At 63.9% G+C, this 16,341-nt stretch carries 8 protein-coding genes; 4 read left to right on the top strand and 4 right to left on the bottom strand.

The window, feature by feature from the left end; genetic code table 11:
* The first annotated feature begins 14 nt into the window (after window positions 1-14).
* Complete coding sequence (sorB, locus tag AT302_RS26260; protein ID WP_237172023.1) at window positions 15-362, top strand: SorB family sulfite dehydrogenase c-type cytochrome subunit; 348 nt, start codon at window positions 15-17, stop codon at window positions 360-362.
* Window positions 363-403: 41 nt separating this feature from the next.
* Here sorB and AT302_RS26265 read toward each other — a convergent pair whose 3' ends face one another.
* Entirely contained in the window at window positions 404-2,434 is a 2,031-nt protein-coding gene (locus tag AT302_RS26265) for a hypothetical protein (protein ID WP_058376508.1), read from the bottom strand.
* A 307-nt stretch (window positions 2,435-2,741) separates the two neighbouring features.
* Here AT302_RS26265 and putA point away from each other — a divergent pair, with 307 nt between their 5' ends.
* The 3 genes from putA (at window position 2,742) to AT302_RS26280 (ending at window position 9,987) form a co-directional block, all read left to right on the top strand.
* Window positions 2,742-6,677 (top strand): trifunctional transcriptional regulator/proline dehydrogenase/L-glutamate gamma-semialdehyde dehydrogenase, encoded by a 3,936-nt coding sequence (gene putA / locus AT302_RS26270; RefSeq protein WP_058376509.1) that lies wholly within the window; start codon window positions 2,742-2,744, stop codon window positions 6,675-6,677.
* Window positions 6,678-7,083: 406 nt separating this feature from the next.
* Window positions 7,084-8,631, top strand: a complete 1,548-nt coding sequence (putP, locus tag AT302_RS26275) for a sodium/proline symporter PutP (protein WP_058376510.1) — start codon at window positions 7,084-7,086, stop codon at window positions 8,629-8,631.
* Between the two features lie 210 nt (window positions 8,632-8,841).
* A complete protein-coding gene (locus AT302_RS26280; protein ID WP_058376511.1) occupies window positions 8,842-9,987 on the top strand; it encodes a branched-chain amino acid ABC transporter substrate-binding protein in 1,146 nt (381 codons plus the stop codon).
* Window positions 9,988-10,082: 95 nt separating this feature from the next.
* On the opposite strand, the gene AT302_RS26285 is transcribed toward AT302_RS26280, so the two are convergent.
* The 3 genes from AT302_RS26285 to gcvP all read right to left on the bottom strand — a co-directional run bounded on the left by AT302_RS26285 (window position 10,083) and on the right by gcvP (window position 16,296).
* On the bottom strand, window positions 10,083-11,576 hold the full coding sequence (locus AT302_RS26285) for an alanine/glycine:cation symporter family protein (protein WP_084656483.1): 1,494 nt from the start codon (window positions 11,574-11,576) through the stop codon (window positions 10,083-10,085).
* A 260-nt stretch (window positions 11,577-11,836) separates the two neighbouring features.
* Window positions 11,837-13,228: an L-serine ammonia-lyase gene (locus tag AT302_RS26290; protein ID WP_058376512.1), complete on the bottom strand. Its 1,392-nt coding sequence runs from the start codon at window positions 13,226-13,228 to the stop codon at window positions 11,837-11,839.
* Window positions 13,229-13,368: 140 nt separating this feature from the next.
* Window positions 13,369-16,296, bottom strand: a complete 2,928-nt coding sequence (gene gcvP / locus AT302_RS26295; protein WP_058376513.1) for an aminomethyl-transferring glycine dehydrogenase — start codon at window positions 16,294-16,296, stop codon at window positions 13,369-13,371.
* Window positions 16,297-16,341 lie beyond the last annotated feature (45 nt).

A 16,341-nucleotide genomic window follows, 5' to 3' on the forward strand; every position in this document is an offset into this window, starting at 1 on the left:
GACGGGAGATGACCATGAATGCTTTGAAGATATCGCGCCGTCTTGCCGCGCCCGTGATGTGTGCGTTCGGTTTGCTGGGCGCGCTGGCAGCACCTGCGGCGCAAGCGCTTGAGATCAAGTTGCCGCAGGAGACCGCGCAACTGAAAGCGTCGACGCTCACCGGCTATCAGGCCACCAGCGCATGGTGCGTGATGTGCCATTCGGTCGACTACATCAACAGCCAGCCACCGATGCCCGCCGCGTTTTGGAGTGCTGAAGTCACGAAGATGGTGAAGGTGTACGGCGCGCCAATTCCGGAAGATCAGGTGAAGCTGATTTCGGAGTATTTGGGCAAGACTTACGGGACAGAGGGGGGGAAGTGACGCCTCGCAAACGATAAAAGGCGCGTGCGCTGACCTCAGGATTACCGGGTAAATTTCACACACTTGACGCCGGCGCCACGCTCCTTGAGTCGTAACATCCACGCCCCGGTATCTGGGTCGCGGTAGAAGTCTCTCCTCTGGTTGGCCCACGAACATCCATACTTGCTTTCGTCCGGAGCCATCTCGCAATGGTCCCATGGCCCTCCGGCTTCTGCGTCGATGTTGTAGACGTATCCTGCGTCGTCGTTCCAGGTCGAGCAGCGATATTTCTCAAAGAGCCCGATGGCAGCGATCCCGGGCTGACGCGCATGCATGATCAGCCGGTCCAGATCCCGCTCGTTGGCTGGGCGGCTCCACCCCCCGTCCCGTTGGGAAAGCCAACCACCACCCCGACTCCTTCCATTGACGACCATGTAGTCGACGTCTTTCCCTTTCGGCGTCAAACACGTCAACCTGAAGCGTCCGACACCAACGCCACCATGTTTCGCATCGGCAGCCGGTATCTCGTAGGTGACCTTCCCAGCAGAATTACCGTATGACCAGTCAGAACGCTGAACCAAACTGGGAGAGCGCTCGCAGTAATTCGTCAACACGTCGAGCTGACAGGCGAAACCACTGTAAATTTCGTAATGTGCAGACGAATTACAGTCCACTTTTGCGGATGAAAATTCACCGGAAACCACATCCCAACTCGCGTATCCCACACGCCCATCGCTCTCGATCTCCTCGCGGATATTCTTGGGCACCTCGCTCGAATCCCTGGGCACGCTTCCCAACTGCCACGTCCCGTTCTGACAGGACATTACACGGCCATCGGCATTGAGCCCGATACCTCGCTCCTTGCACGTCCCACCAACTTTGCCATCAAGCTGAATAACACCGTGCTCGGACCACAATTTGCCCGCGGCCCAAACATCGCCGTAACTCCAGACGTTATTTCTTACGGTCATCGACCGTTTGTCGCTACCTATCGTCACTTCTCCTAGTTCCACCGAAGCTCTTGTGCCCGTGACAGAAAGGGTTCCGTTAATCGTCGCGCCGTTCCCACTCAACGTGCCTCCGGCCGATACACTCCCCTTTGCGTTCACGTCGGCATCGGCACGCACATTCTTCTTGGTATACACATCGCCGTCGGCCAATACCTCGCCTACGGCGACCACGTTCTTGCCGGAGTAAATGCCTCCCTCCGCGATGACGCCACCTTCCATCGTCTTGATCAGATCGTCGTGTTTATTCTTCGAATACCCTGCCACCAGGTTTTTGGCAGCAAACACCGACGGTGCGCTCACCTGCTCGGTTGCAGTGATATTCTTCGCGCCCACGATGTCCTTATCGCCCATTCTCAGGTCCCCCTTCATCGCACGCGTCCCATCGCGTCGCAAGAACACGTCCTGCGCACTCGTCTGATAGCCGCCACGTATCGCGATCAGTCCGGCGACAGCGGGTTGCCCTGGGTTCTGAACGGTATTGATCACCGCACCGTTCCCGTCGAGAAATCGGAAGGTCCCCGGTGCGTCCTGCCGTGAAATACCGCCCAGCACGCCAAGCTTCGTCAACGCGGCACCCGATGCCACCCAGTCCGGTTCAGTGGAATACGTGCTTTTGATCGGTGCCGTGAGATAGGTGACGGAATTGATATCGCACGAATTACTCTCGTTCTCGCAGTTATCGGAATACACGACGATGTGATACTCCGCCCCGGCCAGCGGTGGCGAGATTCCAATACCTTTCGCTCCGGTCGCCCGAATTAGTTTGTCCACCGTCAGGTCCTGAATGGTCATCGCCTGAAAGCGCCCATTGAAATGACGCGTCAAAGTGATTTCGCCCGCCGGGATTTTCAATGTGACGCGCGTGCTCTGCCCGCCAAACAACGTCCTGATCTCCCCATGATGCTCAACCATGAAATCCTGAACGTGGTTCCCCAGCACCTTGAGCGCCTCCCCCACCCGCTCGCCCTTCTCGATGCGCATCTGGTGCATCTGATGCCGCCCCCAGAACGCGATCAACATGCCCACGATCGCGACGGCAATCGTCGCCCCGATCAGAAATACCCCTCGCTGCTTGCTTCGCATGGCCTTGCCCCCAGAGCCAACCGGCCAGCGCGCCACGAAACGCAGTCGCAAAGCCGGCACCGTTGAAACTGGCCATTCTCAGAGCGGAACATCGGGCTGCGGTTGGGAAAGGCCCGGATTCCACGGGGACATCGGCCGGGAGCGTGTACAAACACAGAAGTCAGGCACGAAAAGTCACAAGTCACTGCCCCACCCCAAGGTGCAACCCGAATATTGACACCGGTTGCACCCGCCTGAAAACCCGGTTACGATGCCGCCATTCACCCCGCTATGGGTGTCATGTTTTCGCGTCATCAGGTAACCCTCCATGGCTAACACCACTCTCGGCGTCAAGGTCGACGACGTTCTGCGCACCCGGCTCAAGACGGCCGCCCAGCAAATCGAGCGCACCCCCCACTGGCTCATCAAACAGGCGATCTTTGCCTATTTGGAGCGTATCGAGAGTGGCACGCTGCCCCCGGAGCTCAATGGTGCAACCCACGCGGGCACCGAAGTCATCGACGGCCTGAGCGGCGACGACACCGCGTCACACCCCTTCCTCGAATTCGCCCAGAACGTGCAGCCCCAGTCGGTGCTGCGCGCGGCCATTACCGCCGCCTACCGCCGCCCCGAGCCGGAATGCGTGCCCGTGCTGATCGGTCAGGCCAAGCTGGCCCCGGCCACCGCCTCGTCGGCCTCGGCCCTCGCCCGCAAGCTCGTGGTCGCCCTGCGCGGCAAGAGCACCGGCGGCGGCGTGGAAGGCCTGATTCACGAGTTCTCGCTGTCCAGCCAGGAAGGCGTCGCCCTGATGTGTCTGGCCGAAGCCCTGCTGCGCATTCCCGACAAGGCCACGCGCGACGCCCTCATCCGCGACAAGATCAGCAAGGGTGACTGGCATGCCCACATGGGCAACTCGCCGTCGATGTTCGTCAACGCCGCCACGTGGGGCCTGATGATCACCGGCAAGCTCGTCACCACCACCAGCGAAGCCGGCCTCACCAAAGCCCTCACCCGCCTCATCGGCCGTGGCGGCGAACCCCTCATCCGCAAGGGTGTGGACATGGCCATGCGCCTGATGGGCGAACAGTTCGTCACCGGCGAAACCATCTCCGAAGCGCTCGCCAACAGCCGCAAGTACGAAGCCCAAGGCTTCCGCTACTCGTACGACATGCTCGGCGAAGCCGCGACCACCGAAGAAGACGCCCAGCGCTACTACGCGAGCTACGAGCAGGCCATTCACGCCATCGGCAAGGCCTCGGCCGGCCGTGGCATCTACGAAGGCCCGGGCATCTCGATCAAGCTCTCGGCCCTGCACCCGCGCTACTCGCGCAGCCAGCATGAGCGCACGCTCACCGAGTTGCTGCCGCGCGTGAAGTCGCTGGCGCTGCTGGCGCGTCACTACGACATCGGCCTGAATATCGACGCCGAAGAAGCCGACCGCCTCGAAATCTCGCTCGATCTGCTCGAAGCCCTGTGCTTCGACCCGGATCTGGCCGGCTGGAACGGCATCGGCTTCGTGGTGCAGGCATATCAGAAGCGTTGCCCGTTCGTGATCGACTTCATCATCGATCTGGCCCGCCGCAGCCGTCACCGCATCATGGTGCGTCTGGTCAAGGGCGCTTACTGGGATACCGAAATCAAGCGCGCGCAGGTCGACGGCCTCGAAGGCTATCCGGTCTACACCCGCAAGATTTACACCGACGTGTCGTACATGGCCTGCGCGAAGAAGCTGCTCGCCGTGCCCGACGCGATCTACCCGCAGTTCGCCACGCACAACGCCCACACGCTCTCCGCGATCTACCATCTGGCCGGTAACAACTACTACCCCGGCCAGTACGAGTTCCAGTGCCTGCACGGCATGGGCGAGCCGCTGTACGAAGAAGTCACCGGCCCGATCGCTGCGGGCAAGCTGGCGCGACCGTGCCGCGTCTACGCGCCGGTCGGCACGCACGAAACGCTGCTCGCATATCTGGTGCGCCGCCTGCTGGAGAACGGTGCAAACACGTCGTTCGTGAACCGTATCGCCGACGAGACCGTCAGCGTCGACGAACTGATTGCCGACCCGATCACCGAAGCCGAGAAGGTGCAACCGCTGGGCGCCCCGCACGCCAAGATTCCGCTGCCGCGTGAGCTGTACGGCACGTCGCGCGCCAACTCGTCGGGCTTCGATCTCTCGAACGAACACCGCCTCGCCTCGCTGTCGTCGGCCCTGCTGGCCAGCGCCGGTACGCCGTGGCGCGCCGCCCCGATGCTCGCCGACGGCGAGCGCGTGGAAGGCACACCGCGCTTCGTGCGCAACCCGGCCGACCTGCGCGACACCGTGGGTCAGGTGATCGAAGCCACGTCGCAAGACGTCGACGCCGCGCTCGCCCACGCCGTGGCCGCCGCCCCGATCTGGCAAGCCACGCCGGTGGAAGAGCGCGCCGACTGCCTGATGCGCGCAGCCGATCTGCTCGAAGCGCATATGCCCACGCTCATGGGCCTGTGTGTGCGTGAAGCGGGCAAGTCGCTGCCGAACGCCGTCGCCGAAGTGCGCGAAGCGGTCGATTTCCTGCGTTACTACGCCGCGCAAATCCGCCAAGGCTTCTCGAACGACACGCACCGCCCGCTGGGTCCGGTGCTGTGCATTAGCCCGTGGAACTTCCCGCTGGCGATTTTCGTGGGTCAGGTCTCGGCAGCATTGGCCGCCGGTAACCCGGTCATCGCCAAGCCGGCCGAGCAAACGCCGCTCATCGCCGCCGAAGCCGTGCGCCTGATGCACGCCGCCGGCATCCCGGCCGGTGCATTGCAACTGCTGCCGGGCACAGGTGAGACCGTGGGTGCTGCCCTCGTCGCCGACGCCCGCACCAAGGCCGTGATGTTCACCGGCTCGACCGAAGTGGCCCGCATCATCGCGCGCACGCTGGCCGAGCGCCTCGACGCCAACGGCCGTCCGATTCCGCTGATTGCCGAGACCGGCGGTCAGAACGCGATGATCGTCGACTCGTCGGCCCTGCCGGAACAAGTTGTCTACGACGTGCTGGCCTCGGCCTTCGACTCGGCCGGTCAGCGTTGCTCGGCCCTGCGCGTGCTGTGCTTGCAGGACGACATCGCCGACAAGACGCTGCACATGCTCAAGGGCGCGATGCAGGAACTGGCCATCGGTAACCCGGACCGTCTGTCGATCGACGTCGGCCCGGTGATCGACGCCGAAGCGCAAGCCGGTATCACCCGTCACGTCGAACAAATGCGCGCCAAGGGCTTCCCGGTGGAACAACTGCCGCTGCCGGACGCCGCTCGTCACGGCACCTTCGTGCCCCCGACGTTAATCGAACTGACCGACCTGAAGGCACTGCAACGCGAAGTCTTCGGCCCGGTGCTGCACGTCATCCGCTTCAAGCGCGCGCAACTCGACAAGCTGCTCGACCAGATCAACGGCACCGGTTATGGCCTGACGTTCGGTGTGCATACACGGATCGACGAAACCATCGCCTATGTGACCGAGCGTGCCCATGTCGGCAACGTCTACGTGAACCGTAATGTGATCGGCGCCGTGGTCGGTGTGCAGCCGTTCGGCGGTGAAGGTTTGTCTGGGACGGGTCCGAAAGCAGGCGGTCCGATGTATCTGCCGCGCCTGTTGGCGACGCGTCCGGCCGCCCTCGCACCGGAACTCAACCGCAACGAGTCGGCACTGTCGCCGCTGGTGAGCTATCGCGACTGGCTGCATCAAGCCGGTCAATCGCAAGCCGAGCACGCCGACAGCGCGGCAGCGATCGATCGCGTCGACCGCTATCTGGCCACGTCGGCGCTCGACGCCACGGCCGTGCTGCCGGGGCCGACCGGCGAGCGCAACACGTACGGTCTGGAACCGCGCGGCCCGGTGCTGTGTGTGGCCGCCACGCCGTTCGGTGCACGCACGCAATTGGCGGCCGTCCTCGCCACGGGTAACACGGCAGTGTTCGCCGACAGCGCCGTCGCTCGCGATCTCGTGGGCGCCCTGCCCGCGTCGATCAAGGGCCGCGCTGCGGTGCTGGCCGCCGGTGTCGATGCCGCTGCAGAACCGTCGCTCGCCGCCGTGCTGTTCGAAGGCGACAGCGACGAGCTGCGCGCGCTGAATCGCCGCATTGCCACGCGTAACGGCCCAATCCTGTCGATGCAGGGCCTCGCCCCCGAAGCCCTCGCCGCAGGTGACGACTACTCGCTCGAGCGCCTGCTCTGCGAGCGCTCGGTGTCGGTGAACACGGCCGCTGCTGGCGGTAACGCCAACCTCATGACCATCGGCTGATCGGTCAGCAGCCCCCGTAGGTCACGCGCCTCGCCCGTCTCGCAAACTGCGGGGCGCGCGAGGCGCGATTCATTTCTGCGCCCGCGTTTGCGGGCGTTTTCGATTGCGCACACTTCGCGATCAACGCGCCATTCGCGGGTGTGGCGGCCGCGGTCGCTTCCCGCTTTTTCCTCCGCAAACTGCGTCCGTACGCGCTCCCCGTAGTCAAGCGGGGCGCACGCATTCGCGGTATCGTCGCGCCCTCCCCCGACATCCGAAATCGGAAATCCGTAACCGCCTTTGTGCGGTCAACCCGTGCCAGCGACACGCATCGCTGGCCGCTGCTGTCGCCGCCACGCGCCCACGCGTCTTTTGTCATGCCGGGAGATGCTTCCGCACGTACCACGGCGCCGGCCAAGGAGGCTTCATGTCCCTTTGGAACCCCACGGCGGTGACCTTCACCGTCTATTTATTACTGATGCTCGGCATCGGCTGGCTTGGCTATCGGGCGACGCACAATCTCTCCGACTACATCCTCGGCGGGCGCCGTCTCGGCAGCTTCGTCACCGCCCTCTCGGCCGGGGCCTCCGACATGAGCGGCTGGTTGCTGCTTGGCCTGCCCGGCGCCATTTATGCCGGCGGCCTGTCGGGCGTGTGGATTGCGGTGGGGCTGGCCTTCGGTGCATGGGCCAACTGGCATCTCGTCGCCGCACGCCTGCGCGTGCACACAGAGCAATGCGGCAACGCGCTCACGTTGCCCGAATACCTCACGCATCGGTTTGGCGACGGCAGCCATGTGCTGCGCATCGTCACCGCGCTGGTGATCCTGATCTTTTTCACCATCTATTGCGCCTCGGGTGTGGTCGCGGGCGCGCGCCTGTTCGAGACAATGTTCGGACTCGATTACCGCACCGCGCTGTGGATCGGCGCGCTGGCCACCATTGCCTATGTCTTCATCGGCGGCTTTCTCGCGGTGAGCTGGACCGACACCGTGCAGGCGTCGCTGATGTTCGCGGCGCTGGTCGTCACGCCGATTGCCGTCATCGCACTGGACGGCAGCCCGGCAGCGGCCGTCGCGGCCGTGACCGCCGTGCATCCGACGCATACCGACTGGTTTGGCGATCTCGCACCGCTCGGCGTGATTTCAATGCTCGCGTGGGGCTTGGGCTACTTCGGCCAGCCGCACATTCTCGTGCGCTTCATGGCAACACGATCCGCTGCGGCCATCCCGAAGGCGCGGCGCATCTGCATGACGTGGATGGTGTTGTGTCTGGTCGGTGCGGTCGCTGTCGGCTTCTTCGGGCTCGCGTTCTTCAGCGCGCGGCCGGACCTCGCAGCCAGCGCAGGCGTGGCCGCCAACCCGGAGACGATCTTCATCGCCCTCACCACCCAACTGTTTGCCCCGTGGCTCGCCGGTATTCTGCTCGCGGCGATTCTGGCGGCGGTAATGAGCACGCTGTCATGCCAGTTGCTCGTGTGCGCCAGTGCGTTGACCGAAGACCTGTACAAGACGTTTGCGCCCAGGCACGTCAGCCAGCGCCGCCTCGTCTGGATTGGCCGGGCGATGGTGCTTGCCGTTGCCACTGTGGCGGTGCTGCTGGCGCTCGACCCGAATAGCCGTGTGCTGGGCATGGTGAGCTACGCGTGGGCCGGTTTCGGCGCCGCCTTCGGCCCGCTGGTGCTGGCGACGTTGTTGTGGCCGCGCGTCACCCGTAACGGTGCACTGGCAGGCATTGTGGTCGGGGCAGCGACGGTGCTGATCTGGAAGCAGTTCGGCTGGTTCGATCTGTACGAAATCCTGCCCGGCTTTGCGCTGGGCGGTCTGGCGTTGATCGTCGTGAGCCGTCTCGACCGGGCGCCGTCCCACGAGGTGGTGGCCCGCTACGAGGCCGCCGAGCAGCGTCTGCGCGACATTCAGGCCGGGCGGGATGAAGACGGGGTGGCCGACACCCCGGCGGCGCAACCTTCGCCATAACCCGGTAGCACCTTCCATCGGAATATGTCCCTCTTGACCGGCGTGCGTAGCCATCCAATACTGCCGCGTCGGGCGCATTGTGCGTTTGATACAGATTGAATGCCGTCTCACGGCCAACCGGCGCGTGGCAGATGGCATCCCACGACAGGCGGGCCGCGGCGATCCCGCAGGCCTGCCACTCAACGACATACACATGCAAGGAGAGGGTTGATGCAATCGAAGCTTACGCTCAGCGCATTCGCGGTCGCAGGACTGATCGCGTTCGGCAGCGCCGCAAACGCGCAACAGGCGCAGGAAGTGAAGCTGGGTTTTGCTGCACCGCTCACGGGCGCTCAGGCGCACTACGGCAAGGACATGCAAAACGGCATCCAGCTCGCCATTGACGAGTACAACGCCACCAAGCCGACCATCGAAGGCAAGCCGGTGAAGTTCGTTCTGCAAGCCGAAGACGACCAGGCCGACCCGCGTCAGGGCTCGCTGGTGGCCCAGAAGCTGGTCGATTCGAGCATCAAGGGCATGCTCGGCCACTTCAACTCCGGCACGACGATTCCCGCCTCGCGCATCTACGCACAGGCCGGCATTCCTGAAATCGCCATGGCCACGGCACCGGAGTACACCAAGCAAGGGTTCAAGACGACCTTCCGCATGATGACGTCCGATATTCAGCAGGGTTCGGTCGTCGGCAACTTTGCCGTCAAGAAGCTGGGCTTCAAGAACATCGCCATCGTCGATGACCGTACGGCCTACGGTCAGGGCCTCGCTGCCGAATTCAAGAAGGCGGCTCAGGCCGCCGGCGGCAAGATCGTGCGCGAAGAGTCGACCACGGACAAGGCCGTGGACTTCACCGCCATCCTGACCAACATCAAGCGCTCCAACCCCGACGTCGTCTTCTACGGCGGTGCCGACGCCCAAGCCGGCCCGCTCGCCAAGCAGATGCGCCAATTGGGCATCAAGTCCACGCTGATGGCTGGCGAAATGGTCAAGTCGGACGCCTTCCTGAAGCTCGCCGGCGACGCTGCCAACGGCTCGGTGGTGTCGCTCGCCGGTCTGCCGCTCGACAAGATGCCGGGCGGTGCCGCTTACGAGTCGCGCTACAAGGCTAAGTTCGGCGCAGCGCCGGAAACGTACTCGCCGTATGCCTATGACGGCGCGATGGCCATGATGTCGGCCATGAAGAAGGCCAACTCGACCGACCCGGCGAAGTACCTGCCGGCGCTTGCCAAGACCGGCATGCCCGGCGTGACGACGCGTGAGCTCGCCTACGACAGCGTGGGCGATCTGAAGAACGGCTCCATCACCGTCTACAAGGTTGTCGACGGCAAGTGGACCGTGCTCGAAACGGTCGGCGGCAAGTAAGTCCTCCGCCATCCGGTAGCAAAGCAAAAAGGGCTGACGATCACTCGTCAGCCCTTTTTCTATTGGTGGCGACGTAACGTATTACGTCTGATGCCCTACGAAGCGTCCGTCACCGCCGCCGGCAGCGACCCTTGCGGCGGCACGGGTTTCGCAGCGCCGCCGCTGGCCTGTGCCGGCCAGACATCCTTCGGCAGACGCGCCCGCAGTTCCGGCGGCAGCGACTCGTGCGTGAAAACCGGCTCGGCAATTCCCGCCTTGCGTTGTGCCGCATAGTCGCGCCATGCGGCATGGGCGTACTTGGCGAGCATCGCGATGGCAATCAGGTTGATGAAGGCCATCAACGCCGCGCCCACATCCGCAAAACTCCAGACCAGCGGCAAACTCGCCACCGAGCCCAACATCACCGCGAGCAGCACCAGCGCGCGAAAGATGTGGAAACACCACGGCCGACGCGTCATGAAATCGAGGTTCACTTCCGCGTACGCGTAGTTGCCCAGCACGCTCGAATAGGCGAGGAAGAACACCGTCACGCCCGTGAACATGATCGCCCACTCGCCGAAGTGCGCCGCCAGCGCACGCTGCGTGAGCACGGCACCTTCTGCCACGCCACCGACTTCGTACTGACCCGAGAGCAGAATCATGAAGGCCGTGGCCGAGCATACGACGATGGTGTCGAAGAACACACCGAGCATCTGCATCAGGCCCTGCTGCACCGGGTGCTTCGTGGTGGCCACCGCTGCTGCATTCGGTGCGCTGCCCATCCCGGCCTCGTTCGAAAAGAGGCCGCGTTTCACGCCCATCAGCACCGCCTGACTCACCGCATAACCGGCCACACCGCCAGCCGCCTGCCCCAGTCCGAACGCGTGATCGACGATCAGCGAGATCATGGCCGGAATCTTGTCGTAGTTGACGATGCAGACATAGGCCGCCAATCCGAGATAGATCAGCGCCATGACCGGCACGATCCACTGCGCCACGCGGGCGACGCGCCGCACGCCGCCGTAGATGATCGGTGCCGTCATCAGCACCAGCGTGATCCCGATCCAGATGCGCGACCAGCCGAACGACGCTTCGAGCGTCTCGGCAATCGAGTGCGACTGCACGGAATTGAAGGCGAAACCGAACGTGAACAGCAGCGCCACGGCGAAAACGATGCCGAAGGTGCGCGAACCGAGTCCGATTTGTATGTAATACGCCGGGCCGCCCCGGAAAGTCTTGTCACCGTGCGGCACCTTGAAAACTTGTGCCAGCGTCGACTCCACGAAGGCGGACGCCATGCCGAGCAGCGCCGTCATCCACATCCAGAAGATCGCCCCGGGGCCACCGATGGTGAGCGCGACGGCAACGCCAGCGATATTGCCGGTGCCGACACGGCTCGCCAGCCCTGTCGCAAACGCCTGAAACGGTGAGATGCCGGTGGGGCTACCCGAACTGCGCAACAGGCAGATGCTGTGCCAGAGCGCGCGCATCTGAATCCCGCCGAAGCGAATCGTGAAGTACAACCCCGCGCCGAGCAACGCGACCACCAGGGGGTATCCCGACAACACACCGCCGATGGCATCGACCATCGGCTTGAGCCATTGCTCCATTGCTGCGTCTCCTTTCGTTACCCACGTATCAACGAACTGGCCCTCTGAAAAAGGGCGAAAAGACGGAGAGTGGCAAGGATTTGGCTCGAAAGGAGCAATCGGCGACGCACTTTAGGTAGATTCCCAAGCGCAATAAAAAAGCCGCGCGGCAAATACCGGGCGGCTCAAAAGACAAGGCAAGGAGACATCGACGACAAGGTTACCGTCGCAATATGTCGGTCATGTGACGGTCACGAAGCGACGGCGCCTGCACGCCGTCATCAGCACTCGACGATATTCACTGCCAGACCGCCGCGTGCCGTCTCCTTGTACTTCGTTTTCATGTCGGCGCCGGTTTCGCGCATCGTCTTGATAACGGAATCAAGCGACACGTAGTGCGCACCGTCGCCGCGCAGCGCCATGCGCGCGGCGTTCACGGCCTTCACCGATGCCATGGCATTGCGCTCGATGCACGGAATCTGCACCAGACCGCCCACCGGGTCGCACGTCAGCCCGAGGTTGTGTTCCATGCCAATTTCAGCAGCATTCTCGACCTGCGCGACTGTGCCGCCCAACACCGCTGCCAGCGCACCGGCAGCCATCGAACAGGCCACGCCGACTTCGCCCTGACAACCCACTTCCGCCCCCGAAATCGAGGCATTGAGCTTGTACAGAATGCCGATGGCACCCGCCGTCAGCAGAAAGTCGATCACGCCCTGATCGTTCGCACCATGCACGAAGCGGTCGTAGTAATGCAGCACTGACGGGATGATGCCGGCCGCGCCGTTCGTGGGTGCCGTCACCACACGGCCACCGGCCGCGTTCTCTTCGTTGACGGCCATCGCGTACAGGTTCACCCAATCCATCACCGACAGCGGATCGGAGAGCGTACGCTCGGCGCGCTGCGTCAGTTGACGGTACAGCTCGGGCGCGCGGCGGCGCACGTGCAACGGGCCCGGCAGTTCGCCCTCCGCTTCCGGGTTGCCGATGCCGCAACCGCGCGTCACACACGACTGCATCACGTGCCAGATGTTGATCAGGCCGGTGCGGATGTCTTCTTCCTTGTGCCAGACCTTCTCGTTTTCCCACATCAGCTGCGCGATGGTCTTGCCGCTCTCACGGCACATCTCCAGCAGTCCCTTGCCCGTGCGGAACGGATACGGCAGTTGATCGTGCGCCGCGAGCACCTGCGCATTCGAGGCCCCCGCCGTCACCACGAAGCCGCCGCCCACCGACAGATAACGGCCTTCGCGCAACTTGTTGCCTGCGCCGTCGAAGGCATGGAATTTCATGCCGTTCGGGTGCTCGGCCATCGCTTCGCGGCGGTAGAACACCACGTTCTCTTTCTCGATGAACGGCACGTCATGCTTGCCCAGAATCGACAGCACCTTTTCACGGCGCAGTTTTGCCAGACGGTCCGCAATCGTCGCGGGGTCAACGGTGTCGGGAGCATCGCCCATGAAACCGAGCAGCACGCCCTTGTCGGTGCCGTGGCCCTTGCCCGTGGCCCCGAGCGAGCCGTACAGCTCTGCGCGCAGCGACGCCACCTGCGGCAGCAAGCCGTCGCGCTCCAACCCCTGCACGAACATCAGCGCCGCGCGCATTGGCCCCACGGTATGCGAACTCGAAGGTCCGATACCGATCTTGAACAAATCGAAAACTGAAACGGCCATGGGGCTTTCCTGATTTTTTAGTACTGACTTGAGACTCGGCGAGCACCAACATACTGGCGCATTCGCGTGACATCTATAGAGACAAAAAGGGGCCAGCAATGTTTCTGCCGGCCCCTTTTTATCGAGTTTTGCGACGCTTTTTACTCGTAGTCGCTCATCGGGACGCAGGCGCAGAACAGGTTCCGGTCGCCGTACACGTTGTCGGCGCGACCCACCGGCGGCCAGTACTTGCGCTCGCGCAGTGCCTTCACCGGATACGCCGCCTGGCTGCGCGCATAAGCGTGCGTCCATTCGTCGGCGGTCACGACTTCTGCCGTGTGCGGGGCGTGCTTGAGCGGGTTGTCCTCGCGATCGGCACGGCCTTCTTCCACGGCGCGAATTTCTTCACGAATCGTGACCATGGCTTCGATGAAGCGGTCGAGTTCGTGCTTCGACTCCGATTCGGTCGGCTCGACCATCAGCGTGCCCGGCACCGGGAAGCTCATGGTCGGTGCGTGGAAGCCGAAGTCCATCAGGCGCTTGGCCACGTCGTCGACCGAGATGCCGCTCGTTTCCTTGAGCGGACGCAGATCGAGAATGCACTCGTGCGCGATCAGACCGCCCGGGCCCGAATAGAGCACCGGATAGTGCGGCGCAAGCTTCTTCGCGAGGTAGTTGGCATTGAGAATCGCGGTCTCGGTGGCCGACGTCAGGCCAGCGGCGCCCATCATCGCGACATACATCCACGAGATCGGCAGAATCGAAGCCGAGCCGTACGGCGCGGCCGACACGGCGCCGATACCGTCGGCATCGCGCGAGTAACCGGTCGAGCGCTGATTCGGCAGGAACTGCGCCAGATGCGCGCCCACTGCGACCGGGCCGACGCCCGGGCCGCCACCGCCGTGCGGGATGCAGAACGTCTTGTGCAGGTTCAGGTGCGACACGTCGCCGCCGAACCCGCCCGGTGCGCACAGGCCGACCATCGCGTTCATGTTCGCGCCGTCGACATACACCTGACCGCCGTTCGCATGCACGATTTCGCAAATCTGACGCGCGCCCGCTTCGAACACACCGTGCGTCGACGGGTACGTCATCATGATCGCGGCCAGACGGGTGCGATGCTGCTCGGCCTTCGCCTGAAGGTCGGCCAGATCGACGTTACCGTTGGCGTCGCAAGCCACCACCACGACCTGCATGCCGGCCATTTGCGCCGATGCCGGGTTGGTGCCGTGGGCCGATGCCGGAATCAGGCAGATATCGCGATGCGCTTCGCCGCGCGAGGCGTGATACGCCTGAATGATCAGCAACCCCGCGTACTCGCCCTGCGAGCCGGCGTTCGGCTGAAGCGACACCGCCGCATAGCCGGTAGCCGCCACGAGCATCTGCTCGAGCTGGTCGATCATCGTGCGATAACCCGCCGTCTGCGCCGTCGGTGCGAACGGGTGGATCTGACCGAATTCGGGCCACGTCACCGGCAGCATTTCCGAGGTGGCGTTGAGCTTCATCGTGCACGAGCCCAGCGGAATCATCGTGCGATCGAGCGCGAGATCCTTGTCGGAGAGGCTGCGCAGGTAGCGAAGCATCTCGTGTTCCGAGTGATAGCGGTTGAACACCGGGTGCGTGAGATACGCGCTCTGACGCGCCAGCGCCGCCGGGAAACCGTCGGCAATCGTGGCTTCGATGGCGTCGAAGTCGATCGACCCGGCGCTCTTGCCCAGACCTTCGGCGAACACGTCCCACAACGCGATCACGTCATCGCGCGTGCTGGTCTCGTCGAGCGAGATACCGACGATGTCCGCATCTTCACGGCGCAGGTTGAAGCGGCGCGCGACGGCCGCCGTGTGCACGGCGTCGGCACGGCCGGCGACCGGCACGGTCAGCGTGTCGAAGAACGTGGCATTGCGCGGTGCGGCACCCAGCTTCGCGAGACCGGCGGCGAGGACCGCCGTCAGACGATGCACGCGCGACGCGATGATGCGCAGGCCTTGCGGGCCGTGATACGCCGCATACATGCTGGCCATGATGGCGAGCAGTGCCTGTGCGGTACAGATGTTCGATGTCGCCTTCTCGCGGCGGATGTGCTGCTCGCGCGTCTGCAATGCGAGACGCAGCGCGGGCTTGCCTTGCGTGTCGACCGACACGCCGACCAGACGGCCCGGCATCGAGCGCTTGAGTTCGTCGCGCGTCGCCAGATAAGCCGCGTGCGGGCCGCCGAAGCCCATCGGCACGCCAAAGCGCTGGCTGTTACCTACGGCCACATCGGCGCCCCATTCGCCCGGCGGCGACAGCAGCGTGAGCGAGAGCAGATCGGCGGCGGCAATCAGCATGCCGCCGTTCGCGTGGATCGCGTCGGCCAGCGCGCGGTATTCGCGCACATCGCCGCCCACGCCCGGGTACTGCACCAGCACGCCGAACGCATCGACGTCGGCAGCGGCGGCAACCGGCCCAACCTGCACTTCGATGCCCAGCGGCTTGGCGCGCGTTTGCACCACTTCGATGGTTTGCGGCAGCACGTCGTCGGCCACGAAGAACGTGTTCGACTTCGACTTGCCCGTGCGCTTGACCAGCGTCATCGCTTCGGCGGCAGCGGTGGCTTCGTCGAGCATCGAGGCGTTGGCAATGGCGAGACCCGTCAGGTCGATCACCATCTGCTGATAGTTGAGCAGCGCTTCGAGGCGGCCTTGCGAAATTTCCGGCTGATACGGCGTGTAGGCCGTGTACCAAGCGGGGTTCTCGAGCACGTTGCGCAGGATCACGCCCGGCGTGAACGTGTTGTAGTAGCCCTGACCGATGAACGACTTGAAGACCTGATTCTGATCGGCAAGCGCACGCAGTTGCGCGACGGCTTGCGACTCGGTTTTCGGCGCGGCGAACTGGCCCAGTGCGGCAGCGAATTGCGGGCCGTCGCGGCGAATCGACGCCGGCACGACCGCGTCGATGAGTGCGGCGCGCGAGGCGTAGCCAAGCTCGGTGAGCATGGCTTGCTGTTCGGGGCTGTCGGGGCCGATGTGGCGCGCAGAAAAGTTGTCGCGCTGTTCCAGCTCGGTGAGCGAGCGGCGCGGCTGATGCAGGTCGGTCATGGCATTCATGGGTCAGATCTCTCGTTCGGTCACGGCAAGTGACTACGGCAAGGT

Source organism: Pandoraea norimbergensis (genome assembly GCF_001465545.3).
Taxonomy (GTDB): Bacteria; Pseudomonadota; Gammaproteobacteria; order Burkholderiales; family Burkholderiaceae; genus Pandoraea; species Pandoraea norimbergensis.